The organism is Methanomassiliicoccaceae archaeon DOK (genome assembly GCA_009911715.1).
Taxonomy (GTDB): Archaea; Thermoplasmatota; Thermoplasmata; order Methanomassiliicoccales; family Methanomethylophilaceae; genus Methanoprimaticola.
This window is the reverse complement of the sequence record CP047880.1, coordinates 1,018,908-1,041,918: the sequence shown is the minus strand read 5'-3', so window position 1 is coordinate 1,041,918 and position 23,011 is coordinate 1,018,908. Positions and strand designations below refer to the sequence as shown.

The following is a 23,011-nucleotide window of genomic DNA, read 5'->3' as shown; positions in this document are numbered from 1 at the left end:
CACCGTCCATGAGGATGGACAGCTCCGGAGATGCGGGCTTCATGGAGGCGATGGTCGCCTTCATGGTTGTAACGATAGTTCTGACAGGGTTCATGGGCGCTCTGGCGACGACGACCGTCACGACGGCCGATCCGACCGGGTCCCTGGACCCCGACCGGTTCCAAGGCACGCTGGAGGACGGCACATTCGTCCCCGGGTTCATGGACTACATCGAGGGGTTCATGTGGTCCCAGGGTTGCGAGGGCGTGTCGGTCATGGTCGAAGTCCCGCTGTTCGGCGGAGTCTCGGGCCCTTACGCCGTGGGGACCCTGGATGGGGCGTTGTACACACGCTCCGTGCCGGGGACAGTCACCGACGAGTTCGGAAGGGAGGTGCCTGCGGTGTTCGAAGTGGCGGTGGCGATATGAACCGCCGTGGATTCGTAGCCCTGATGGACGCTGTGATCTTCACGGCGGTCCTGATGCTGGCCCTTTACGCTACAATCGGTCTGGGCCTAGGCGAGAGCGCCGACGAGAGGGACGCTGGCGCGATGCTGGACGGGATCCTGGACGCGGAGGTCCGCATGTCAGACCTTGTGGAGGATGGAGACGGGACGCCGGTCAGGGTCTCCGACCTCTGCGCGCTCATGCTATCGACCGGTCAGCCGGGGGTCAGGGAATACCTCGTTGATGTCCTGGAGGCATTCTCGGGCGATAGGGCGTACCGCCTGGACCTGGTGTTCGGGGACCTTTCCGGAAGCATCGGAGACGGGCATGGGACACCCTCTGTGTCCGCGGAGGCCGAGGTCCCTGTGACGACGGGAGGGACCCTGCTCGCCAGGCTCAGCCTGTACGGGTCATGACCCGTACTTCTCGGTGCGGTTGGCCAGGTCCATGCAGATCGGGACGATGTCCCTGCCGCGGATCCTCCCGATCCCTCCTCTGGCGCATCCCGTCTCGCTGAACTCGCTGGCGTCGTCCCTGACCATGTTCCTGGTGAAGATCGCTATCGGGACGGGGTCTCCGCTGTGGTCCTGGAGGATGCAGGGGGTGCAGTGGTCGCAGGTCAGGACGACCACGAGATCCTCCGGCATGTTGTCCTTGATGTAGCCGGCCATGGTGTCGAGTCTCTTGATGACCTCGCTCTTGGCCTTGGCGTCGCCGTCGTGGCCGGCGATGTCCGGGGCCTTGCAGTTCATCAGCACGAAGTCGTACTCGTCCAGGGCCTCCATGGCGCACTGGGCCTTGATTATGAAGTCGGAGTCCATGGTGCCGTCGCAGTTGTCCGGCAGGGGGTAGATGTCCAGTCCGCACGCCTTGCAGATCCCTTTAATCAGGCCGACGCCGGCGACACACGCCGCGGACACGTTGTACTTCTCCGGGAACGGTTCTATGTTGGGGAAGCTCCCGGCGCCCCTGGGCACGAGGATGTTCGCCGGAGGAAGGCCTGCTGCCGTCCTCTTCCTGTTGGTCGGGTGGTTCTTCAGGCGTTCGTAGCACTCCTCCATGAACCTGTTCACGACAGATGCCGTGAACTCCGCATCCTCGTCGAGGGGTTCGCACATCATCAGATGGGTGTCCCCTCCGGGGTCGGCATCGGTGATGTTGGGGCTCAGGCCGTCCCCTCTGAGCAGCAGGACCGCCCTGTGCTCGGTGCTCTCCCTGACGAGGCACTCAACCCCGTCGATCTCGATCCCGTCCAGGCACTCGACCAGCTCGGTGGTCTCGGGTTCCCTGATCCTCCCGGCTCTGCGGTCTATGATCTCCAGGGAATCGTCCACGGTGGCGAAGTTGCATCTCAGGGCGACGTCTCCGGGCTGGATGTCCATGCCTATCCCGAGGGCCTCGAAGGGGCCCCTTCCGGTGTACACATCCCGTAGGTCGTATCCCAGTATGGACAGGTGGGCGGTGTCGCTCCCGGCCCTGATGCCCGGGCCGATAGGGTCGCAGATGCCTCCCTGGCCATGGGTGAGGAACCAGTCGAGGTTCGGGTGTCTGATGTACTGCAGCGGAGTCAGACCCCTGAGTTCGGGACAGGCCCTGTCGCCCAGTCCGTCCATGATAACGATGAGTATCTTCTTCTCCGCCGCCATGATTGCACCGATACTGGATGTCCTCCCCCGTTTTATTATGTGTCGGTGGGGAAAGCCGATCCGGTTGCTGGCCGCGGATGCGGTGTAAGTAAAAGGGAGGCGGCGGGGCGGAGCCCCGGGCCGCCGTCTCACATCGGGACTACGTCCTTGCGGGCTGCCTCGACCCTGTCGGCGATGTCCTTCTTGATCACGCCGGTGCAGGGCCAGCTGTCGTCCATGTAGGATATGAGCTCGTTTATGTCGGCGTCGGGGTTGGTCAGGGCCAGATAGACCCTGGACATGAACATCGACACCGCGTAGGGGAAGTCGTCGCAGATCTGGGGGCGGTCCTTCCAAATCGTGCATCTGTTGTCCGGTCCGAGGAAGGCGCAGGGGTTGGTCTTCTTGAACAGGAACCTGCCGTCCGCCGTCTGCACGAGGTAGTTCCTCATGAAGTCGTAGAGCGGTATGTTGGCCGAGGACGAGATCCTGTCGATCTCCTCGGGGCGTACCACGATATGCGGCTGGTGACAGCACCTGCCGCACATCTCGCAGGGGAAGTCCTCCTTGTACGACATACAGATGCCGTAGGCGAGGTCCAGGTTGTGCTCCATCTCGGGAGTGATGCTGCCCAGGCCCTCGAGGATGTACTTCCCGCGGTATACCGCCATATTCAGGCCCCTATGACCGAAGCGAGGCCCAGGATGAACCCGATCATGCTGAGGACGAGTCCGATTCCTGCCAGGGACACGCAGAGCGTCTTGTTGTCGGAGTTGAGCAGCCTCGGCACGTTGACCGAGTAGCTTCCGAGGAGCACGCCTACGGCTCCCAGGACGAGTCCGGCGATCTCGGTGCCGTCGAGGAAGGCCAGGACGAGGGCGGCCGCTCCTATGACGAGCGACACTAGGGCGAACGCCAGCGGGTTGCGCTTCTTCGGTGGCCTGTATGGCACATCCAGCCTCCAGTCGCACTCCTCGCAGAAGAGGGTGTCGGAGGGGTTGTCATGTCCGCACTTGGGGCATTTTACTGACATGAAAACTTGATTGGTCTCATTCACCTTATCAATGTTTCGATATTTATAATTCACCGAGGGCTCCGCCAAGGATCCTGGACAGCTCCTCGCTGGCTTCGCGCTCGAACTTCTTGTAGGGTGCGATATAGCGCTCGACAGTCGAACTGCTCTTGCTGTGACGCATGAGATTCTTCAGGGTTATCAGATCCACGCCTGCCTCGTAGTACAGGGTGGTGGCGAAGAGGCGTCTGAGGGAGTGCGGCGCGAACTCGATGCCGAGATCCTCGGCGAGACGGTACATCCTGCGGTCCACCGCATCCGGTGAGATCCCCCTGAGCATCTGGTGCCTCCTGCCGGACTCGATCAGGTACTCACCCTCGTGGCCGAAGGGATGTGCCTCCTTCCATCTCCTGTACGTCTCGATCTCTTTCCGGACCCTCTGGGGGATGACCATCGTGACAACCTTCCCGTTGGGGCCGTGGCCCTTCCCGTAGATGGTCATCATCTCCCCGTGGATGTCCTCCTCTTTCAAGCGGGCGATCTCCATCCTCCTGAGACCCATGTAGGCTCCGAGGACGAGGATCATGCGGTCGGTCTCGCTTCCCTTGGCGTAAAGCTGCGCGAATTGCTCAGGAGTTATGAAAGGCGTCTTGGACGGGACGCGCTCGTCGTTGAAAAGGATGTCCGCCTGCTTCTTGACGTCGCGTCCGGTGTAGTGGATCACGAACACGGTCAGCATGCTAAGGTACTGGCTGCGAGTGTTCTCCGTGACCCTCTCCGAGAGGACGAGGTTGAGCCATGTGACGTCGTCGGCCGTGATCTCCTCGGCGGTGTGGGGGTGCCCTCCCTCCTTCAGGGTGCGGAGGATCATGTTGAGGTTGATGGAATAGTTGCGGAGCGTGGATTCCCTGCGTCCATGCGCTCTCAGGTAGTTCAGATAGTCGTCCAGCTGCTTGAAGTCCGTCATTCGGTCCATCTCCTTTCCGACGGACCTTCTCACCACTCAGGGGGGGGAGGGGACGGGGACACATGTTCCCGCGTACCGATTATATACCTCTGGACCTTATGATATGATGACTTCGGTCCGTCGCCTTTGGCGACGCTCCCGGGTGCGCGATTGATTGGTCTCTTTTGACACGCCCGGGAGGTCCTTCTAAGCGGTTTCCCCATCCTATCCCATCCAGTAAGCGGTTTCAATCTGGTTTATCTTCTTCTGATGGTCACGCTGACGATGTCCCCGCGGTCCACGCCGAGCATCCTCGCCTGCTCCGTGATCGTCAGGATCAGGGAGTGTCCGGAGACGCCGATCTTCATGTCGGCGGAGACCTCCGTGACTCGCGCCTCGATCTCGTCCCACGAAGCGACCCTTACCGCTCCGGGGCACTCGTCGTCGAGGTTGACGCCCAGGACGTTGGAGTCGTCCAGGTGGTCCCACATGTCCGTCCCGTTGGCGTCGTCGTACTCGCCGATGGCGTCCCAGACGTCGTCCGACTCCGGGACATCGAAGCGGTACACCCTGTCGTCATGCTCGAAGTAGACCGTCATGCTGTCCATTCAGGCCACCTCCATCTCGATGGTCTCGCAGGTGACGACCTTCTTGATGAAGGTGATCCTGGCGACGTCGTCGTTGGAGTTGTTGATCCTGGTGACGGCCTCCATCGCCTCCCATGCGGAGCCGAACACGTCGCACCACATGTCCCCGCCCTTGAGGTATGTGTTCACGATGTAAACTACATCTTCCGTCTTGTGTGCCATTTCTTCATTCTCCTGAGAGCCCTTCTCGGCCCGTCTACGCATTACAACGTAATTCGTCTATTTGTATTTTGTGGTTGTTGCTTTATTGTCTGACAACCGTATGCAGGAGATTCCTGGAGAAGATGGCGCCCCGCCGCGTGCACGTCGGGACGTCGTGGGACGTCCCCGGGCGGGGCATGATGGGAAGACGGGGCGCGATGCCCCTGTTTGGCTTTCAGGTTATCGGAGGAGGCTCACTCCTCTTTCTTGACGGTCTTGGCGGCGTCGACGGCGTCCTTGATCTCGTCCTTGGCGTCCGAGACGGTGCCGATGAGGTCCACGACGTAGTCCTTGAACCTCACGACGGCCACACGGAGACCCATGTGCAGGGCGAACATCAGGAAGGTGACGAACACCGCGTCCAGGAGGATGGTCATGCCCACGTAGGAGCCCATGCCCGCGTTGATGATGAACGCGGCCACGGCCATGGGCGCGGCGAAGAGCGACAGCACATCGCCCACGATCATGGCGACGAAGGTGCCCGCGTCGTACCTCCTGTCGTATGCGAGGGAGTTGGTGTCGGCGATCTTCCCGCTGGCGACCTTGTTGTCCGCGGCCCTCTCGTGGAGCCACAGGCGCAGGAACCAGGCGACGACGAACCCGGTGACGATGGCGGCGATCAGCATCGGTACGATATACTCGTCGCAGATGCCGAACTTGGATGCGTCCAGGACTGTGTCCATGCGGATCACTCCTGTGATGAGCAGCAGGCTCAGGCCCAGCAGGACCGCGCGCACAGCCGTCACGGACGGCGAGAACGCCAGCTCCAGCAGGACCATCACGGCCCTCCTGCTCATTCCTTGCCGGACCTCCTGACGAGTCCCCTCAGCTTGTCCTTCACCCCAAACTGGTTGGTGACGTACATCCCGACCAGTGCGATCAGGACGAACGCGACCAGCACCAGGGCGACCTGTCCTCCGGTGGTCTTGTACCACGGGAGCTCCGCGACGGGTTCGGGCTCGGCGACCGCGTTGACGACGGTGTCCGCCGTGAAGGTGGCGGTGGCCACATCCACATCCCATCCGATGTAGCCGTCGGGCAGGACGTAGCCCTCGAAGAGGGAGGCGTCCAGCTTTCCGCCGTAGGCGACGGTCTGCTCAAGGCTCTTCACGGCGGTCTCGCCGACCATGAAGGAGACGGTCACGGTCAGGGGCACCGCTTTGACGGTGATGTCTGCGGTGACCTCGGAGAGGTCCACGGCGGGGTCCCACTGCATGCCCTCGGGGGCCTCGGGAGCCTCGACGCCCTCCCCGTGGACGACCTTGACGGTGATGTCCTCGGCGCCTCCGGTGAAGGTCACGGTGTGCTCCACGACCTCGACGGCCTGGAAGAGGGCGACGAGGACGGTGTCCTGGGTGTAGACGTGCTTGGCGGGGTCCGCTATCACGGAGTCGCCGATGGCCCAGCCCTGGAACGCGAAGCCCTCTTTGACGGGGTCGGTCGGGACGGTGATGGCGTTGCTGCTGTACGTGGCGATGGTCTTGCCGTCGACCACGAAGGTCACGGTGAAGGTCTCGGAGGGCTCCACTGCGGAGGCGACGGCCTTGACGGTGATGCTCTCGGTGATCGGTGTCTTGAAGTCGAAATCCCAGCTGGCGTAGCCCTCGGGCAGGGCGGGCATGACGACCGTCTGCCCGTAGGGGACGGAGACGGTGGCGACGGTGCTCTCGCCTGCCATGAAGGTCACGGTGAGCATGACGGGGTTGAAGGTTGCGGTGAACGTGGTGTCGGCTGCGATGTCCTCGGCGGTCAGCTTCTCGCCTGCCTTAAGGACAACTTCTCCGTCGACCGCCCATCCGGCGAACTCATGGTTGGCCTTGGAGGGGTCGGCGGGCTGTGAGAGCTCCTTTCCGGTCTCGGTGGAGCCTGTGGCGATGGTGACGCCGTCGACGATCCAATCGATGTCGTAGATCTCGGAGTAGACGGCTGTGAAGGTCTGCCCTGCCTCGACGGTCAGTTCGGAGACCTCGGCGGAGGTGTAGACCTTGCCGGAGTCGTCCTCGGACCATTCCCATCCCAGGGCGTTGAATCCGTCCTTGGCGGGGACTGCGGGGGCTGTGACCTTGCCCTCGACGGGAGCGAGCGCTCCCTCTTTCATGACCTGGCCGTCGACGATGAAGTCCACGGTGGTGGCCGCGACGATCCTGGGGTAGAGTGTGGTGTTCTCGGAGAAAGCGACGGTCGCTCCGAACTGGTAGATTGTTCCGCCGTCCTCCTGGGTCTGCCAGGCGACGAACTCGCCGCCATCGGGCTGGTAGAATGCTGAGACATCCTCGGGTCCGTAGAGGACGATTGTGCCGTCCTCCGCGGTCTGGACGGGGATGGATGCGCCGCCGGGGAGGGAGTAGGTCACGGTGACCTGTCCCTCGGCGTCGGCGTCCTCTGCGACGAGGATCCCCGCGCACGCGACGGCGAGGAGCACCGCCGCGAAGATGATGGTTTTGGTCGTTGAGCTCATTTTATGACCTCAACGGATGGTGATTGGTAAGAGGTTTATAAACGACAGTCGCACCGTCGTCAAGGCTGGACAGGCAGCTCCGGATAGGTGCACTGCTGAGGGAACCCCTCGGCCTCCACCGTCTTCCTCACTGCCATCTTATAGGCGCGGACCTGCGTCCTGTACGCCTCCCATGCGTCGACGACGCTCTGGTCGTCCGAGTAGCTGATGTTGTCGTTGGCCTCCGCGATCAGCTTGTCCGCCTGGTCCAGCAGGGCGGACCTCTGGATCCTGCGGAGGTCCGCGGTCCACTCGTCCACCCCGGGAGGGAGCGTGCCTGCGAGTACGAGCTCGTACTCCCCATGCGGGAAGCGGAGCTCGCGGCATGTATAGATGGTCTGGACGTTGCCCTTCTCGTCCTTCTCTGTGCTCGTTGTCACATCCCTGCGATACAGGGTCATTGTCGGTCCCGTCACGAGCTCGACGGGGCGCGTGTCCGATGTTGCGGTGACCGCATCCATTCTCTCGCCTCCATTTTCCTCTTCACACGTCTGATCGTCTTCTTCGAAAGGCGCCAGCTGTCGCACCATCCCAGGATGCCGCTCCATGATGCGAGGCACCCGCGATCGTGCTCGTCGAGGTCCTGACCTGCATCGAGCTTCGCCTCGAGCCTTCTCATGGCCCTCTTCATCTTGCATTTGTTCCTTGTCCGAACCAGGCAGAAATCATGGAACGTCCTGTATCCGACGAAGTCCACTCCGCGGCTCTCGACCGGGAAGATCTGCCAGTTCGATTTCATCTTCAGACCACTTTCAGTCAGAAGCTGATCCATGCGCTTCTTGACCCTGCGGAGCCATGACTTCGACTTGCCAAGGACCACAATGTCATCCATGTAGCGCAGGTAGTGGTGGCAGTGCATGACCTGCTTCATGTGGCGGTCGATGCTCGCCAAATAATAGTTGGCGAAATACTGCGATGTGTAGTTGCCGATGGGGAGTCCAGGGCCGGGGTACCCGTAGATGATCTCGCTGCAGAGCCACAGGACGTCGGGGTCCTTGATCTTCCGCTCCAGCTTCTTCATCATCAGATCCTTGTCGATGGATGGAAAATACTTCCTGACATCCATCTTGAAGCAATATCTGGTTCCCTCAGGATCTCTGCGCATGTACTCCCTCAGCTTGGCGAGTGCCTGATGCGATCCGCGCCCCTGCATGGCCGCATAGGAGTGGTCGCCTATGCTGTCCATGAGGATCGGACGGATGACCAGCATCAGAGCCCAATGCACGATGCGGTGCGGGAAATAATCGACGTCATAGACCAGTCTGTCCTTCCCTCTCTCATGGATCTTGAACTCGCGGTACTCGCCGCTTCTGTACTCCTTGGTCATCAGCAGCCGTTGGATCTCGAGGATGTACGTCGATGGGTCCTCGTCGACCTTACGCACGCCCGGCTTGGAGGTCTTGCCCTTCCGGCTCTCGTGGTACGCCTTCGTGATGTTCTCAATCGAGACCACCTTCTCCCAGAGGTTTCCGTATCTTTTCACCATTCTCTCGCCTTTACCTAATTGTCGACCGTCCGCCCAGGGCCTTTCCTGTCTACTAGGTCAACGTTCGTTTTTCATGTTTCACCGAGAGGTGGGGCCAAGTGGAGCGTAATCGAGGATGCCCACACTGGGGACTTTAGGTCAAGTTCAAGCGAGCCCCGTTGTTCGAATTCGAGTTCGACAGATTATTGCAGTTCACGTACGAAGGACCAGCGTTACCATTGGACACATTGTCGGAATTGCCACCCACATACACGAGTTCGAAGTCAGCGGAACCAAATTCCATTTGGCCTGCACCCCGTATGGCGTTCATGCTAAAGTGTTTTAGGCGCACCTCCTCGCGTCGGCGCGCCATGTTGATTCACGGTCCATGTCAATTCCCCATGGTTTCTGTCGGGCCGAGGACGGCCCTCTCAAACATCAAATGCAAAGGCCAAGCGAGCCCCGCCGGCCGAATACGAGAACGACAGATCATTGCAGCGCACGTACGAAGGACCAGCGCGACCATTGGACACACTGCCGGAACCGCCACCCACATACACGAGCGGATAGTTTGTACCGAATGCGAGATCCTGATAGTCGCACAGTCCTGTCGTGGAACTGCCGCCTGTGGCGTGTCCCATACCCCACGCGATGTCCGAGGTCTCGATCTCCCCCGGGAAACCTGTCGTGTTGTAGGGTAGGCTGATCGCGGTCTTGTTGCTGGAGTTGTCCGTCGGGCTCGAGTTCTGCCCTACGTACATTGTCGTGCCAGAACAGTAGACGTCGTCGAGGAATTGGTAGCAGCATCCCCAGAAATTCTCGATCAGGAACTTCATGGCGTTGGACTGCCCGGACGTGTTACCCGCATAGGGTCCGAGCGCGTTGGTCAGACCGGTCGTCGGGGAGCCGTATGACTGTCCACCCTGTGCAAGCTTCTGGCCGTTGAACCTCTTTGCCCTGATGATGAACTTCTCGAACATCATCCTCCAGTCGTGGTAGTTCCAGACCATCGCATGTCCGCTCCTGACGGTGTTGGCGGCTGCCTGTGTCCTGAACGTCGCCCTCGTCTGTGTGCGGGTCGCGGTCACGCCGGAGATGGACATGAGCTTGCCGCCGCTGTTGTATCCGAGGTAGACTCCGATCGCCTTGTACTGATAGACGTGGCCGTCGATGGTGTGTGCGTATGCTGTCCCCGACCCCGCCTTGCTCGAGTGGGTGATCTTCCCCGCCTCCCCCTTGCGGTAGTACGTCGGGACGCAGAACATCGTGTTCTCCGTGGTGATCGCGGAGTTCCCTGTCTGCCCGTAGTCCCACTCCTTCGATGAATCGTTCCACACCGCGATGTACTTCGACAGGTCGTATGGGTTCAGGAGCTGGTGCAGCACACCCGCGGATGTGAAGGTCGCATAGAAGCATCCCTCCGCATCCATCCCGGTGTCTGGATCGAATGCCCAGTATCCCTCCTGGGTGAACTTGGCCAGACTGGTTGCCGTGTTGCTCACTGGTGTCTGTCCAACGAGATCGTCAGCATAGGCCAGGCACCCGGCGTCATCGGTTTTGAACGTCGAGGCGGTGAATGTCACCCCGTGGGTCCATCCGAACGAGATCTCCATCGACACGCTGTAGGTCCCGTCCGCAGCCAGCGTCTGGCTCGCGGCGGACACGCTGGCCCCGTCGGGGAGGTTGGTGATTGTGAAGCTGTACGCCCCTGTGTTGTTGGCCGTGAAGCTGCACGTTCCCCCGGTGACGGTGGTGGCCGTCTGCGTGTCGGAGGGTCCGGACATCTGGACGATCCTCCCGACCTCGTTGCCCCCGCCGGATGCGTCCGTGACGGTGACGTTTACGATCGGCTTGCGCTGCAGGGTGAAGCCCATGTCGGAGTCCGCCCCGGCGGCGAGGGTGGTCTGCTGCGATGTCACCGAGAAGTACCCCGAGGGTGCATCGCAGGCCACGGTGTACTGCGTGCCGGCCATGAGGGTCAGCGTGGCGACACCGCTGGTGTTGGTCTGTGCGGTCACGGCGTTTCCTCCGGAGGTCGGCGTGGCCGTGATCGTCCTGCCGGATGTGTTGCCGGTCGCGGATGATACCGTGACCTCCAGCGTCGGCTTGGAGAGGATCGTGAACGACTTGGTGTAGGACCCTCCAGCCGCGGTCGCCTGCGTGTCGCTCACGGGGGACACGCCCTGGCCCGCGGGATAGTCTACGGCGATCGTGTAGGTCGTGATGGCCAGGCCCCGGAATGTCACGCTGCCGGAGCTTCCCGTGACCTGCGAGACTGCGGATCCCGAGCTCGGGGTGAGCGTCACGGTCCTGCCGCTGATGTCCACCCCGCCGACGTTGACGGTGATGGACGGTTGCACGTAACACGTGGCTGTCAGATCGGTCACGGGTTCGCTTGTCGTAGCCTGCTGCGAGGCTGGCGAGAATGTGTAGTATTGCTTGCTCAGGGCCACGGTGTATGTGGCCCCCTGCCTCACCGAGAGATAGCACTCCCCTGTGCTGTCGGTCGTCCCCGTCACGGTCGGACGTCCCGAGGACGTCGCCGTCACCTGGATGCCGGACAGGTCCGGCGTGCCCGCGGACGCGGACACCCTCACTCTGATGTAGTATGCGGCGGAGCCTCCTCCGCCACCCCCTAGATTGAAGATCGTCATGCGTACATCACCTCCGCGACGAGATCGGCGCTGGGAGCCTCGTCACATGCGAATGTGAGGGAGCCTGCGCCCTGGGCGGTCGCGCGGACCCCCGCCTCGGTGTAAGCCTGGTAGGAGCCAGGAGAGTAGGACACGACGACGATCTCCGTCGACGCGGTGACGCCGCTGACCGCGACGGTCTGCTGATTGGAGGACCATCCGGATGCGGGCAGGTTGACGCTGACTACGGTGAAATCGTCCTGCTTGCCGGCCACACCGCTCTGCACCGCGGATGCCACCTGGCTGGCGGTCTGGAACCCCGAATCGTTGGATAGGTCGGAGACCTTCGTGGGCACGGTGACGTTCACGGCCTTGTCGATGATCTGCTGGGCGACGTTGTTGACCTTGACCGACTCGAGGACGTTGACCTGGGCTCCTGCGGCGATGCCCTGCAGCTTCTGCTTCTCGGTCGTGGTGTAGTCGTTGGTGGACAGCCCCTTGCCGGAGACCTTGTCCACCTTGTTCCCGAGTCCGCTCGTGAGCTCCGTCTTCGTGGCGTAGGTCGACGAGGCGTGCGAGGACGTCTCGAACCCCGACACGTCGGGGATCTCGCTCTTGAGGGCATAATCACCCTTCGGCTGGTAGGCTGCCTCGGCCTCGGAGTCCGTGATGAAGTCGGACACGTCAGGGATCTCCGACTTCAGGGCGTAGTTCCCTGCGGGCTGTGCTCCCACGTCCGCCGCCGCGAGGGTGATGTCCGTGCTGAGCTGCTTGCCGTTGACCTTCCTGCCGGTCGGGACCTTGCCGTCGAGGGCGGTCTTCACGACCTTGTTCTGCACGGGGTTGGTGGACGTCCCGGAGAGGGCGTCGTCCACGGTCACGTCGTCGGGGATGTGGGTGTCCTCCGGCAGGGCCCCGACGTCGGACGCCCCCAGCGAGATGTTGGTGTCCAGGGTCTTCCCGTTAACCGTCCTGGTGATGGGGACGTATGCGGCGAGCTTGGTGTCCACCGCATGAGACTGCGGTGTGCTGAGGGGTTTGTCCGCGTCTGCTGTGTTGTCCACGTTCCCCAGACCGACCTGCGCCTTGGTGACGCCATGGGGGTTGCTGGTGTTGGATGTGTGTGAAGTCAGATCCGAGGACGCCGCCTTGGTGTCGAGCTCCGTGTCGATGCGGTTGATGTTCTCGGTGATGACCTTGTTCTGCACTCCGTTGGTGCTGTCGGGATCGAGAGCAGTGTCCATCTGCCCGGCGTCCCCTGTGTCTCCCTTCGGACCCTGGGGGCCGACGGGACCCTGCGGTCCCTGCTCTCCTTGGGGTCCCTGGATTCCCTGGGCTCCCGACATGTCCGTGATGTATTCGTATGCGGTGTCGCCCTTGCAGTAGACCTTGGCGTTGTCCTCGTCGTCGACGTCGCCCGTGGTGATGACGACGAAGCCTCCTATGGGTACGCCGTCGGTCGCATACCCCGCATTCATCGCGTCGATGGACTCGTAGACTTTGGAGACCGAGAAAGGGTCGCCCTTGTCCCCCTTGGGTCCCTGGATACCCTGCATTCCCTGCGGTCCCTGTTCCCCGGTGTCTCCTTTGAGTCCCTGAGGCCCCTGTATTCCCTGCGGTCCCTGCGGGCCTTCGAGGTCTTGAGAGTGCTGCCCGTTGACGTCGGTGACCACGAGCACGGTGTCCTGCCACTCGAACGTCGGGGACACTCCGGGATCGCCTTGGACCCCCTTCTCGCCCTGAGGCCCCTGGGGACCGACCTCTCCCTGGGGTCCCTGTATCCCCTGGATTCCCTGCGGTCCGCGCTCTCCCGTGGCTCCGGTGTCCCCCTTGTCGCCCTTGTCCCCCTTGGGACCCTGCGGACCGACGGGCCCGGTGTCGCCCTTGTCCCCCTGGATTCCCTGCGGTCCCGTGAGGGGCGGGGACCTGTGCTCGCCCTCGGCGTCGGTGACGACCAGAACATCGTCCTCCCACTCCACGGTCGGGCTGAGACCGTCCACTCCGACCACGAGCCACTTGGTCGTGTCGTCGTCGGAGGGTTCGTTGCCGACGTTGTCGTCTGCCTGCGAGATCCAGAAACGCCCGTCGTGGACCACGACGGAGTCCTTCATGTACGTCCAGTCCTCGATCCAGTCCCAGCCGTCCGTCCTCATCATGAGGACGTCGCCGTATGCCCCGGTGAGGTCCTTGTAGGCGTCGGGGACGACCGCGACGCCCAGGATGAGCTGCCTGGAGCCGAGCACCACGCGGTTGGGCATGGTGATCCTAAGGCTTATCGGGAGGGTGCCCCCGGTGCATGTCTGGAGGATCTGGTGGTGCAGGCCGACGGTGAGGTCGTCGGAGAATCTTAGGACAGGGTGGTAGCGGCGCCCGGCGTTGCCGAGGACGGTCCCGCAGACGAGCTCGAATGTGGAGCCCTCGGGGACGTCCTTCACCGCGTTCAGCTTGAAAGTGACCGCGGTGTCGTCGATGACCGTGCCGGCTCCCTCGGAGTCCGCCGTGAGGATGCGGCTCTTTGGGTCGAAGGTCAGGGTGATCGTTTGCATGAAAGCGAATGCCTTGCGGAACCTTATAAACGAAGATTCGGGCACCGATCGGTTGAATCAGACGGCCCCGGTGCCCGAAGGATCCACATTGAGCCGTCCACAGGAGGAAAATGCCTGCATGTGTGCGAGGGTCGAGGTGTTTATAAACGAAGGTTGGGCCCGGAGTGACAACCCCAACAGACCGGGCCCTGGGATGAGGTACCTGTCGGAGGTGAGATGACCAACACGGCCGAGATAGAGAGCGCCCGACCGAATGGGTGAGATGACATCGGGACGGCGTTATTTAGATGGTCCGACAGGCTCGCCCTTAAAGCCTTAGACCGCCATCCTCCCCGCATGGGATTCACAGAAGACTTAGCCGCGCTCACCGCGACCGTCCGCCAGAGGGTCGCTGTCGTGAAGACGGAGGAGGCGACGAAGATGTCGCTGATCGTGCCGATGCTCCAGACCTGGGGATACGACCCCTTCAACCCCCTGGAGGTCACACCGGAGTTCACAGCCGACGTCGGGACGAAGCAGAAGGAGAAGGTCGACTACGCCATCAAGAGGGACGGGGAGCCCATCATCCTCATCGAATGCAAGCCCGCGGGCATGCCACTGGACAGGCACGGGAGCCAGCTGTTCCGCTACTTCGCCGTGTGCCCGGCGAAGATCGGGATCCTCACGAACGGCACGGAGTACCGTTTCTTCTCCGACACAGAGGCCGAGAACAAGATGGACCTGGTGCCCTTCCTGACCGTGAACCTGCTCGATCTCAAGCCGGGGCAGGAGAACCAGCTCGCCAAGTTCTGCAGGGAGGCGTTCGACATGGACGCCCTCATGCCGTCCATCCAGGCACTCGCCGAGAGGAGGCAGCTGCAGGAAGCCATCGCAAGGGCGTTCGACGACCCGCCGGAGGAGCTGGTCAAATACTTCATCAGGCAGGTCCACGACGGCCCCATACAGGCCAAGGTGCTGGAGAAGTACACGCCGATGGTTAGGGACGGACTGCGCGCATACTTCACGGAGCGGGTCAACACGAGGCTGCAGAACGCCATCAGCGACGAGCCCGCCGACCTTCCCGAGGGGAGCTCCGACGGCGTCGAGACCACCGACGACGAGCTCGCGGGCCTCAGGATCGTTCAGGCCATCGCCGCGGAGCTTGTGGACCCGGAGAGGCTGGTGCCGAGGGACAACAAGTCCTACTTCAACATCCTCTTGGACGACACCATACGCCAGCAGGTCTGCAGGCTCTATCTCAACACGTCCAACTGGTACATCGGCACGTATGAGACCAAGGAGGAGGTCAAGGAACCCATCGAAAAGCTGTCGGACATCTACAGGCACCGCGAGCAGATCATCGCGGCGATCAGGAGGTACGAGGGTGGAAGGGAGTAAGCTGCTCGGAGTCGTCGGCATCGCCGTGATCCTCGTGGCGGTCGGGTTCGCCATCGGGCTGTCGGTGAGCGATGACGACGGGAAGGATGGAGGGGACGGCGGGGACACGCCCGCCGAGGCCGACCAGACCATCGAGTACAGGCTCAAGCTGACGGAGTACCCCGACGGCTACGGTTTCACGGTCGAGTTCTATGGTGTCGTTGCCGGGAGCCTTGAGATGTACCTCGGGGATGAGATCCTGTCGAACAGGGTCGGGGAGCCTATCACGAGGTCGTGGGGCGCAGGTGAGTGGGTCCGGTTCTCGTATATTCTAGACTATCCTGATGGCGAGGACTTCGCCTTTATCGAGGACAACCTCCGCGTGGTCTTCCCCTCCTACATCGACGCCGTTCAGCTCTGAGTCGGGAAATCCACATTCAACACGAGCGTCTGGCCCTGATAGTAGTCAGGGCGGATGCTCTTCCTTATGTTCAGCCTCTCCCCGCTGTTGATCGTCACTGACACAACATCGTATGGCTTATCATCGGGCGCGTGCACATCCCCGTCCGGGGGCGCGGTGGCCACGAGGACGCTTCTGCCGTTGGGGAGCTGGAGCACGGACACGTTCGAGAAGTCGAACGGGGTGCCGTCCGACAGCATACCTATGACCGTGTTCCCGCTCGTCTCGATGCTCTGGGGCGTGTCCGTCTTCACGCGGACGTACTGCGTGTTGAACAGCGTCGTGCTGTTGTCCCCCGTGGCCACGTCCGCCGACGTCCTGGCCATCGCCGTGGTCTCGGAGATGCCCGAGGAGTACGCCAGACTGCGGTTGGTCAGCGTGATCTGCGTGGTGCATGTGTTGTAGTCCAGCACGATCTGACGGGCGCGCACACGCGCCGACGATATGCCCATGGTGGAGTCGGTGACGTCCAGGCACACGCCCGACCCGGCGTAGATGCCCGACGCCGGGATCATGTCCCTCCTGATGCCCGGAAGGGTCACGGTGCCCTCCCACTCGTCGAGGTCGGACTCGCACAGCTTCGCCCATGCGGCGTTGGCGGCGTCGAGCAGGCCGTTGACAGACCCGTCGGCTGTGACGTTCTCCACCACCATCCCGTGCCTTCTCTCGGTCGAGTCGGAGTCCTCCACGGCGACCATGATCGGGACGCTCTCGGAGTCCCCCCTTGTGGACATGGTCCCCCTGACCATCGAGAGGTTGGGGCGGTTCTTCATCGTTATCGACGGGGCGAATGAGGAGTAGGCGATGACCTCCGCCGAGGCGGTCACCTCGTCCCCTCCGTACCGTATGTGCGCGGAAGGGGCGTCAGCGAGCGCGTGGCGCGACGACGCGACCAAGACGGGTGTGGTGTACCCCCTGACCATCAACGCCCTCCTACGGCCCGCGGAGGACACCACATCGGCGAGCTTTTGGAGATAGTCCAGAGCGTACCCGCCCCCGGTCCTGAACATCACGAGCTCCGCATCCCCTCCCATGACGTCCACGGGCATGGGGATGAGCCCGATGCCGTGGGCGATGGACTCCATGATGGAGCCGACCGCCTGGGAGCCCGTGATGTACGGGATCCTGACCCTGTCCTCGGACGGGGTGTAGAGGGATGCGTCCGTGAGGTCTTTGACGCCGTCGATGCTCAGGACGGGCATATAGCCGTTGACTCTCTCGCCGAGGGTGGCGTCCCTCCAGACGCCTGTGGCATAGGACATCCTGATGGCGGTGTCCTCATAGACGATCTCGCCCCTGGTGAGCGTCCCCGACCCGGAGCCGCGATAGGTCTGCACCTGCCCGTAGCCTCCCGATCCGGAGAACGATGCGAGCTCCAGGGTCATGGTGACACTGTCACCAGTGACGGTGAGCCCGAGGTTGGAGAACTGCCTGTCCTCTTCTGTGGTGCCCGTGATGGACCTGGTCCACGACCTCGACACGGAGCTCTGCCCCGACCTCAGCGTCATGCGGACGCCGAAGGTGTAGTTTCCGGGGAGGTCCTGTCCCATGTAGCGGAGATGGATGGAGACGTTGTCGATGGTGTCCTGGTCGGCGACGGGGAAGGTGTAGGAGACCGTCGGATAGTCCACCGTCCCCCCTCCCAGGAGGGTGGTGAGCTCGGAGCCCTCCATCGCGGTGGTCGTCAGGATCTTCCAGGCGGGCTGGCCGTCGATCCTGAAATCGGGGGGCACGGTGGAGACCCCCGCCCTGAGCCCGTCCGACGAGTTGTAGGTGGCGTCGAAGAGGGCGCTGGTCCTCGACTCCCCGTAGAAGTTCCTGCGGTACGTGGCCCCCGTCTTGGACAGGAAGGTCAGCCAGTCCCCGCACTCGATGTCGATCTTCTCGGTGCTGACCTTGATGGTGGTGATGAACCCGTCGAAGAGGTAGGAGAGCGTGCCGTCGTCCCCGATCCGGTCGATGCGGACGTACATCCCCTGCGAGACCCTTCCCTGCCCTCCGGAGCTCCAGAGGTTGCATGTCGGGGACATGATGCGCCTCGAGGGCGTGTAGGGGTCGTTGACCACCGAGAACGTCGCCGTGCCGGGCTGGTTCTCGGCGACGGTGATCCTCGCCTCGCCCCCCTGCGGGTGCATGTCGGTGACGTCGATCCACTCGTCGGTCTCGCGGTAGATCCTGACGGCGGCGTGGAGCACGGATGTGTCGTAGTCCCTGGTGTCGACCGTCCACTGAGCCGTCCACGTCTCCTGCGTGGTCTGCGTGGAGCCCATGGCGGCGCTGCCTGTATAGGATCCCTGCCAGCCCGACAGGACGTAGCCGGGACGGTCCACCACCGTGGAGTCGGGGAGCCTGTAGAATCCGTCGGGGACCGTGATGGTGACACGGCTCTGCCCGGTCGGGAAGGTGCCCCCGTTGGCGTCCAGGACGAACCACCCCTCCGAGTCCACCGGGATCTCCGGACCGTCGGAGACCGTGATCTCGTAGCTGACCATCACCTCCCTGGCATCGTCGAGGGCGAAGCGCATGTCCTGGCCTGGAGTGGTCGGGGTTCCGACGACGGAGATCCTGCCCGATGACACGGTCATCCCATTGGTCAGAGCGGTGCTGCCCGACTTCACCTGCACGCCATCGACCGTATCGCTGTAGGAGTAGAACGACATCGGGAAGCGGGTTGCGTCCGTGTCCCCCATGCTCGGGAGTTCCAGATCCACCTCGATGGTCGACGGGATGCTCGTCTCGACGATGATGCCGTAGGATGAGCCCAATGTGACCGTCATGCCCTCGGTCACGGGGAACCACACGGCGTAGAGAGTCACTGTGACATCCTCTCCGAGGACGTTCACCCTGCTGCCGGCATTGCGGAATCCCTTCTCCACAGTGTCGGGCGCGATCGTCGTCACCTCACGGGTGTCCCAATAGCAGAACATGTAGCCGGAGCATGCCGGTGTCTGTGTGGGGATCTCCAGCTCCGCCTCATCCCCTGTGTTCTCCTTCACGACGTCGTCTGGCACGGGGGAGGTCAGGAAGGTTCCCGCAGGAAGGTTCGCATCGAAGTGGATGGTCTTGGTCCACTCTCCGGCGTACTCGACCACGATGGTGTACTTTATCGTGTAGCCCGTGGTCATGTCGGTCATGTAGACGATCCTCGTCCCGACCTCGGAGGCCAGTCCCATGGGGCCGAGTCCCGAGTAGCTGCTCTGGACGAGGGTAGACTCGCTGTACGGCGGGATGGTCGAAGCCCCTTCCCATGTGAGCTCCTCCTGAAGGTTTATCGAGTAGTTGCCGCCATGGATCCTATATCCCGTGTGCCACACGGCGTAGTTGTCGTAGTTGCCCGCTGTGAATGTGATCGTCACGGCCTCGTCGTAGGGCCACTCGTCGCTGATGACGTAGGTGACGGTCGCGGTGTGCCCCGTGTCCGAGGTCGTGGCCTTGAGGGTGATCTGCCCGGGCCCTATCCCCGTGATGGTCACGAGACCCTGCGGTGTCGACGACACCGTGGCATAGGCACCTCCGGAGACGACCTCCACGGTGACGGTCTCCTCAGCGAGCCCGTTGATGGTGGCGGTGTCCTGCCTCCCGGCGTAGAACGTGGCTCCCGAGAGAGGCGACCAGTTGATGCCCTTGGAGAGGTACTTCTCGATGATGTTGAACGTGATGTCCTCGTAGTACCCGCCGTCATCGAGGGCCTGTACGCGCACGACGGCCACGCCCACGGCGTCACCTACGACCTGGAAGGTGCATCCGGACGCGGAGGTGTTGAGGCCCTGCACGTGGGCGTACTGAGCGCCCGACACGACCGTGGCGGTGAGCCTCCTGTCCTCGGCGTCGATGGGACGGCCCTGGGCTGTGATGCTGCCGCTGTTCTCTCCGGGCTTGAACTCCGTGTCGAAGTTGTACGGGAAGACGATGTCCTCGACGTAGTGGACCGCTGGGACGACGTCGACCCACACGACGATCTCTACGTTCCCGGCGTAGAACGTCAACTCCCCCGAGCCCACTGAGGCCCCGTAGACGGTGACCTCGTACCTGTTGGTGCCCACATTCGACCCCGTCTGCCTCACGGACGCGGAGAACGCGGTGGTGCTGTCCCTCGCGTAGAGGCTGTCGTCGGTGTTTGACGGACGGACTGTGGCGGTGAGGTCCACCGAGGACCCCTCCTCGATCTCCAGCCTCCCGTAGTAGCCCGACATGGGCTCGGTGCCCGTGAGCGTGATGGATGTGGCGTCGACGCGCTCCCTCCATGTGATCGAGATGGTCTCGGTCGCTCCTCCCCCGTCCCTGGCGGTCGCCCTGATGACAGACGTGCCGGGGGTGTCCGACCACACCTGCACGCTGGTGGTTCCGCGGACTGTGGGGAGCTCGGCGGCTCCCGAGTCGATGGACCAGGACACCGTCCTGTCCTCCGCGGTGGTGGGCCTGCAGTTGGCGTAGATGGTGACCGTGTTGCCCTCCACCGGGTTGTAGTTGGACGCCGTCAGGGTGATGGTGTCGACGTAGATCGTGGGATCCTCCTCGGGGAGGATGGTGAACGCGAACTCCTCCGACACCCCGCTGCCGTCCATCGCCGTGGCTATGACTGAGCACGAGCGCTCCACGGTCGTGCTGTTGGCGTGGATCGTGACCCTCCATCCGTCGCTCTGCTGGGTGGTGGACACGATGCTGAAATAGGACGACCCCGAACCCTTGGAGAACGTCAGGCGGCGATCGGTCGCGTTGGTGGGGTACGCCGTGGCGACGAATGACGCATCGCTGTTCGAGTAGACCTGTCCCTCGCCCCCGAATGCGATATATGTGACCTTGACCTCGGTGGCCACCACGATCAGCCTGACCGTGAAGGTCCTGCCGTAGGGCCTCATGTTGTACGTACACCCCAAGGTGATGGTGCCGCTGCTCAGGGTGATGGTCCCCGACACGGATGCGCCCGACAGGGACAGCCCCCCAGATGGGGAGACGCTGTCGACCTGCGCCCTTCCAATCGTCGTCGCTCCGGCGATGCTGACGCTCGCGCCGCTCTTGACGTACACGGTGTAGACGTTGTCGTAGAAGTTCCTGACGTCGCAGCTGATGGCGTCGTAGGGGTCGCTCTGGGAGCCTCCGTTGCTCCCTCCGGTGTATGTGCCCGCCATCCTCTCAGTCCTCCGTCACGCTCATGGAGAACGCAATCCACGCGGGGCTCTGCTCCGTGGGCGTCACGCTCGTCACCGTCCCCGTCCTGCTGTCGATACCGTTGGTGACCGTCACCTTGCTCCCTGGAAGGGCGTCGAAGGCCTGCTGTCCCGCAGTCGTCCACGGGACCCTGCCCGTGACCGTCGTGACCGCGTTGTCGCTCCCCTTCGAGAACGTGAGACCTAGCCCCCTGCCCCCGGGCACGCTGACGTGGACGGTGATGGGCGCGGAGGTCCACGGGGTCATGCTCACCCACACGATCGGGCTGGTGGACGATCCCCCCCTGGTCACTGTGATACGTGCCATCAGAGGGCACCCCCGCCGACGACCTGGTAGATCTCGCTCACCGACTGCTGGGGCGTGGAATCGGTGACATTGATGGTAGTGCTGTTATTTGTGGTGTTGTTGGAAGTCATCAGGAGGGCACCCGCCACACCTGCGGCGGCACCGATGCCCGCTCCGACCGCAATGATGCCCGCGGGACTGCTCAGGGCGGTCCTCAGCCCTGCGAGGACGGTGCCCACGGCCTCCGTCGCGTTGAGTGTCGTCATGACCGCCTGGAGGGCCTTTATCGAGGTCACGGCGCCCGCCATGACCGAGAACGCCGCGTTGACCTTCTGGAGGTCCTGCGCCGTCTCGTCGGACACGATGCCGAGTCCGATGATGCCCCCGGTGACCGCGCTCACGCCCTCGCGGATGCCCATGAGGGTGGTGAGCTGCGCGACAAGGTCCAGCTGCTCCGCCTGCTTTTTCGCGTCCTGGAGCTCCCTCTCCATGGCGTCGGTGGAGGTGCGTGTCTGCGTCTCCGCCGTGCGGATCTTGTCGGTGGTGATGTCGATGGTGTCCTGCAGGCTCTCCTGCGAGTGCTCCAGGTTCTTCACATGCACGTCCGCCTCCTGGGTGGACTCACTGGCCTGCTTGGCGCTGACCGTCACATCGTTCGAGAGCTTGAAGATGTATTCAATCGTCTTCTGGAGGTCGGTCATGTGACCGCCCCCACTGTGAGCGCCGTGGCGAGGGATTCGGAGGGGTTGGCCAGATTGGCTTTCAACTGGTAGTTCCGGGTGATGCCGTAGGCGAACGCCGCCGTCGCCACGCCCGCTCCGATACCCGCTGCGAGCCACGCCCACGTCAGGGGGTTGGCTGCCAGGGCGGACGCCCTCGCCACCACCTGAGCGGTGTCTATGCTGTTCCTCGCAGCCTTGACCGATGCCAGGATGCTGATGATGCTGGCGGTTCCGGCGAAGACGTCCAGGGCGTCTGCGAGCACCTGCGTGGTGGTGCCGAGCTCGTCCGCTCCCATCCCGCTCATCCCCGAGGCGACGTTGGCCACGCCCTCCTGCCACATGCCGGACACGTCGCCGATGACGTCCAGCCCGACCATGTCAGCGCCTCCCCTGGAGCCTCTTGGCCATCTCCTCGGTGCGCCTGTTCTCCTTGTTGATGCGGTCGACCCAGTAGGCCGCCTGGCTGACCGTGAGCATGTCCAGCATGTCGTCGTCCATCCTCGTGATGCCGTTGGCCCTCTCGATTTCCAGCTGGGTGCTGTCGATGTGATCGGGAGGGATGGGCCTCGCCAGCGACCTGACGGCGAGGGACAGTTGGATCCTCTCGCCCTCATCAAGTGACTCGTAAAGGCGCTCGTAGTCCTCCATGTCGGCCAGCGCGGGTGCCACGATGACTCCGAGGGCGTCCATGTCCGTGACCTGGAGCTGCAGGGAGATCTCCTCCATGCGCCTCCTCGCATCAGGCTCCACATCCTCCGGAGGGATGCCGTCGAAGTAGGGCCTGAGCATCTGCGCCTCCTGGAGCATCCTCGCCCTCTCGGGGTACAGCTTCGCCGATGCCATGTCTATGACCCTGCGGAGCCTGAGGGGCATGTGACGGAGGACGATGACGCCCTTGCTCGTCCTGAGGACGTAGCGGACAAGGTGCTCCCTCCTGAGCTCGCAGATCGGCACCGTCCCCTGCATGGGGTCGGGCACCGCATCCCCGGTCACGAGGTCGCGGAAGTCCCACGACTCCATGC

Annotated in this window: 20 protein-coding genes and 2 pseudogenes; 4 read left to right on the top strand and 18 right to left on the bottom strand. The window is 62.9% G+C overall.

What is annotated here, in order from left to right; genetic code table 11:
• Window positions 1–8: 8 nt before the first annotated feature.
• A complete protein-coding gene (locus JS82_05370; GenBank protein QHK17561.1) occupies window positions 9–407 on the top strand; it encodes a hypothetical protein in 399 nt (132 codons plus the stop codon).
• Window positions 404–841, top strand: a complete 438-nt coding sequence (locus JS82_05365) for a hypothetical protein (protein QHK17560.1) — start codon at window positions 404–406, stop codon at window positions 839–841. Before JS82_05370 ends, JS82_05365 begins: the two co-directional genes overlap by 4 nt.
• Here the strand turns inward: JS82_05365 and JS82_05360 are convergent.
• From JS82_05360 to JS82_05300, 13 genes and pseudogenes are all read right to left on the bottom strand, one after another.
• The gene (locus tag JS82_05360; GenBank protein QHK17559.1) at window positions 836–2,071 is read right to left on the bottom strand and encodes a 2,3-bisphosphoglycerate-independent phosphoglycerate mutase; all 1,236 of its coding nucleotides are present in this window, start codon (window positions 2,069–2,071) and stop codon (window positions 836–838) included. The genes JS82_05365 and JS82_05360 overlap by 6 nt on opposite strands.
• Window positions 2,072–2,199: 128 nt before the next feature.
• Window positions 2,200–2,721 carry a YkgJ family cysteine cluster protein gene (locus tag JS82_05355; GenBank protein ID QHK17558.1) on the bottom strand — a complete coding sequence of 174 codons (522 nt, stop codon included), beginning with the start codon at window positions 2,719–2,721 and terminating at the stop codon, window positions 2,200–2,202.
• A gap of 2 nt (window positions 2,722–2,723) precedes the next feature.
• A complete protein-coding gene (locus JS82_05350) occupies window positions 2,724–3,083 on the bottom strand; it encodes a hypothetical protein (protein ID QHK17557.1) in 360 nt (119 codons plus the stop codon).
• A gap of 43 nt (window positions 3,084–3,126) precedes the next feature.
• Window positions 3,127–4,029: a tyrosine-type recombinase/integrase gene (locus JS82_05345; GenBank protein ID QHK17556.1), complete on the bottom strand. Its 903-nt coding sequence runs from the start codon at window positions 4,027–4,029 to the stop codon at window positions 3,127–3,129.
• A 236-nt stretch (window positions 4,030–4,265) separates the two neighbouring features.
• Window positions 4,266–4,616, bottom strand: a complete 351-nt coding sequence (locus JS82_05340) for a hypothetical protein (protein QHK17555.1) — start codon at window positions 4,614–4,616, stop codon at window positions 4,266–4,268.
• On the bottom strand, window positions 4,617–4,817 hold the full coding sequence (locus JS82_05335) for a hypothetical protein (GenBank protein QHK17554.1): 201 nt from the start codon (window positions 4,815–4,817) through the stop codon (window positions 4,617–4,619). It lies immediately after the preceding gene.
• A gap of 233 nt (window positions 4,818–5,050) precedes the next feature.
• Window positions 5,051–5,653, bottom strand: coding sequence for a hypothetical protein (locus JS82_05330; protein ID QHK17553.1), 603 nt, complete (start codon window positions 5,651–5,653; stop codon window positions 5,051–5,053).
• Window positions 5,650–7,314, bottom strand: a complete 1,665-nt coding sequence (locus JS82_05325) for a hypothetical protein (GenBank protein ID QHK17552.1) — start codon at window positions 7,312–7,314, stop codon at window positions 5,650–5,652. Before JS82_05325 ends, JS82_05330 begins: the two co-directional genes overlap by 4 nt.
• 59 nt (window positions 7,315–7,373) lie before the next feature.
• Window positions 7,374–7,814 (bottom strand): hypothetical protein, encoded by a 441-nt coding sequence (locus tag JS82_05320; GenBank protein QHK17551.1) that lies wholly within the window; start codon window positions 7,812–7,814, stop codon window positions 7,374–7,376.
• The gene (locus tag JS82_05315) at window positions 7,766–8,839 is read right to left on the bottom strand and encodes a reverse transcriptase (protein QHK17550.1); all 1,074 of its coding nucleotides are present in this window, start codon (window positions 8,837–8,839) and stop codon (window positions 7,766–7,768) included. Before JS82_05315 ends, JS82_05320 begins: the two co-directional genes overlap by 49 nt.
• A 410-nt stretch (window positions 8,840–9,249) precedes the next feature.
• Window positions 9,250–11,472 (bottom strand): hypothetical protein, encoded by a 2,223-nt coding sequence (locus JS82_05310; GenBank protein ID QHK17549.1) that lies wholly within the window; start codon window positions 11,470–11,472, stop codon window positions 9,250–9,252.
• 1,499 nt (window positions 11,473–12,971) lie between these two features.
• A pseudogene (locus JS82_05305) lies at window positions 12,972–13,241 on the bottom strand (hypothetical protein).
• Window positions 13,242–13,414: pseudogene (locus JS82_05300) on the bottom strand (phage tail protein).
• Window positions 13,415–14,333: 919 nt separating this feature from the next.
• Here JS82_05300 and JS82_05295 point away from each other — a divergent pair.
• Both JS82_05295 and JS82_05290 read left to right on the top strand, forming a co-directional pair.
• Entirely contained in the window at window positions 14,334–15,374 is a 1,041-nt protein-coding gene (locus JS82_05295; protein ID QHK17548.1) for a restriction endonuclease, read from the top strand.
• On the top strand, window positions 15,361–15,774 hold the full coding sequence (locus tag JS82_05290; GenBank protein QHK17547.1) for a hypothetical protein: 414 nt from the start codon (window positions 15,361–15,363) through the stop codon (window positions 15,772–15,774). Before JS82_05295 ends, JS82_05290 begins: the two co-directional genes overlap by 14 nt.
• Here JS82_05290 and JS82_05285 read toward each other — a convergent pair.
• The 5 genes from JS82_05285 to JS82_05265 are packed head-to-tail and all read right to left on the bottom strand — an operon-like array spanning window position 15,765 to window position 23,009.
• A complete protein-coding gene (locus tag JS82_05285; GenBank protein QHK17546.1) occupies window positions 15,765–20,942 on the bottom strand; it encodes a hypothetical protein in 5,178 nt (1,725 codons plus the stop codon). The two genes, JS82_05290 and JS82_05285, sit on opposite strands and share 10 nt — an antisense overlap.
• A gap of 4 nt (window positions 20,943–20,946) precedes the next feature.
• On the bottom strand, window positions 20,947–21,288 hold the full coding sequence (locus JS82_05280) for a hypothetical protein (protein QHK17545.1): 342 nt from the start codon (window positions 21,286–21,288) through the stop codon (window positions 20,947–20,949).
• The gene (locus JS82_05275) at window positions 21,288–21,968 is read right to left on the bottom strand and encodes a hypothetical protein (GenBank protein ID QHK17544.1); all 681 of its coding nucleotides are present in this window, start codon (window positions 21,966–21,968) and stop codon (window positions 21,288–21,290) included. The genes JS82_05280 and JS82_05275 overlap by 1 nt, the downstream gene beginning before the upstream one ends.
• On the bottom strand, window positions 21,965–22,366 hold the full coding sequence (locus JS82_05270) for a hypothetical protein (protein ID QHK17543.1): 402 nt from the start codon (window positions 22,364–22,366) through the stop codon (window positions 21,965–21,967). The genes JS82_05275 and JS82_05270 overlap by 4 nt, the downstream gene beginning before the upstream one ends.
• Window position 22,367: 1 nt before the next feature.
• Window positions 22,368–23,009, bottom strand: coding sequence for a hypothetical protein (locus JS82_05265; protein QHK17542.1), 642 nt, complete (start codon window positions 23,007–23,009; stop codon window positions 22,368–22,370).
• Window positions 23,010–23,011 lie beyond the last annotated feature (2 nt).

Bases quoted from the DNA above. Each gene is read 5' to 3' on its own strand.
- JS82_05365 (QHK17560.1), top strand. From the start codon at position 404: ATGAACCGCCGTGGATTCGTAGCCCTGATGGACGCTGTGATCTTCACG.
- JS82_05335 (QHK17554.1), bottom strand. From the start codon at position 4,817: ATGGCACACAAGACGGAAGATGTAGTTTACATCGTGAACACATACCTC.
- JS82_05310 (QHK17549.1), bottom strand. From the start codon at position 11,472: ATGACGATCTTCAATCTAGGGGGTGGCGGAGGAGGCTCCGCCGCATAC.
- JS82_05295 (QHK17548.1), top strand. From the start codon at position 14,334: ATGGGATTCACAGAAGACTTAGCCGCGCTCACCGCGACCGTCCGCCAG.
- JS82_05320 (QHK17551.1), bottom strand. From the start codon at position 7,814: ATGGATGCGGTCACCGCAACATCGGACACGCGCCCCGTCGAGCTCGTG.
- JS82_05265 (QHK17542.1), bottom strand. From the start codon at position 23,009: ATGGAGTCGTGGGACTTCCGCGACCTCGTGACCGGGGATGCGGTGCCC.
- JS82_05350 (QHK17557.1), bottom strand. From the start codon at position 3,083: ATGTCAGTAAAATGCCCCAAGTGCGGACATGACAACCCCTCCGACACC.
- JS82_05360 (QHK17559.1), bottom strand. From the start codon at position 2,071: ATGGCGGCGGAGAAGAAGATACTCATCGTTATCATGGACGGACTGGGC.
- JS82_05325 (QHK17552.1), bottom strand. From the start codon at position 7,314: ATGAGCTCAACGACCAAAACCATCATCTTCGCGGCGGTGCTCCTCGCC.
- JS82_05370 (QHK17561.1), top strand. From the start codon at position 9: ATGAGGATGGACAGCTCCGGAGATGCGGGCTTCATGGAGGCGATGGTC.
- JS82_05275 (QHK17544.1), bottom strand. From the start codon at position 21,968: ATGACCGACCTCCAGAAGACGATTGAATACATCTTCAAGCTCTCGAAC.
- JS82_05330 (QHK17553.1), bottom strand. From the start codon at position 5,653: ATGAGCAGGAGGGCCGTGATGGTCCTGCTGGAGCTGGCGTTCTCGCCG.
- JS82_05345 (QHK17556.1), bottom strand. From the start codon at position 4,029: ATGACGGACTTCAAGCAGCTGGACGACTATCTGAACTACCTGAGAGCG.
- JS82_05340 (QHK17555.1), bottom strand. From the start codon at position 4,616: ATGGACAGCATGACGGTCTACTTCGAGCATGACGACAGGGTGTACCGC.
- JS82_05285 (QHK17546.1), bottom strand. From the start codon at position 20,942: ATGGCGGGCACATACACCGGAGGGAGCAACGGAGGCTCCCAGAGCGAC.
- JS82_05355 (QHK17558.1), bottom strand. From the start codon at position 2,721: ATGGCGGTATACCGCGGGAAGTACATCCTCGAGGGCCTGGGCAGCATC.
- JS82_05270 (QHK17543.1), bottom strand. From the start codon at position 22,366: ATGGTCGGGCTGGACGTCATCGGCGACGTGTCCGGCATGTGGCAGGAG.
- JS82_05315 (QHK17550.1), bottom strand. From the start codon at position 8,839: ATGGTGAAAAGATACGGAAACCTCTGGGAGAAGGTGGTCTCGATTGAG.
- JS82_05280 (QHK17545.1), bottom strand. From the start codon at position 21,288: ATGGCACGTATCACAGTGACCAGGGGGGGATCGTCCACCAGCCCGATC.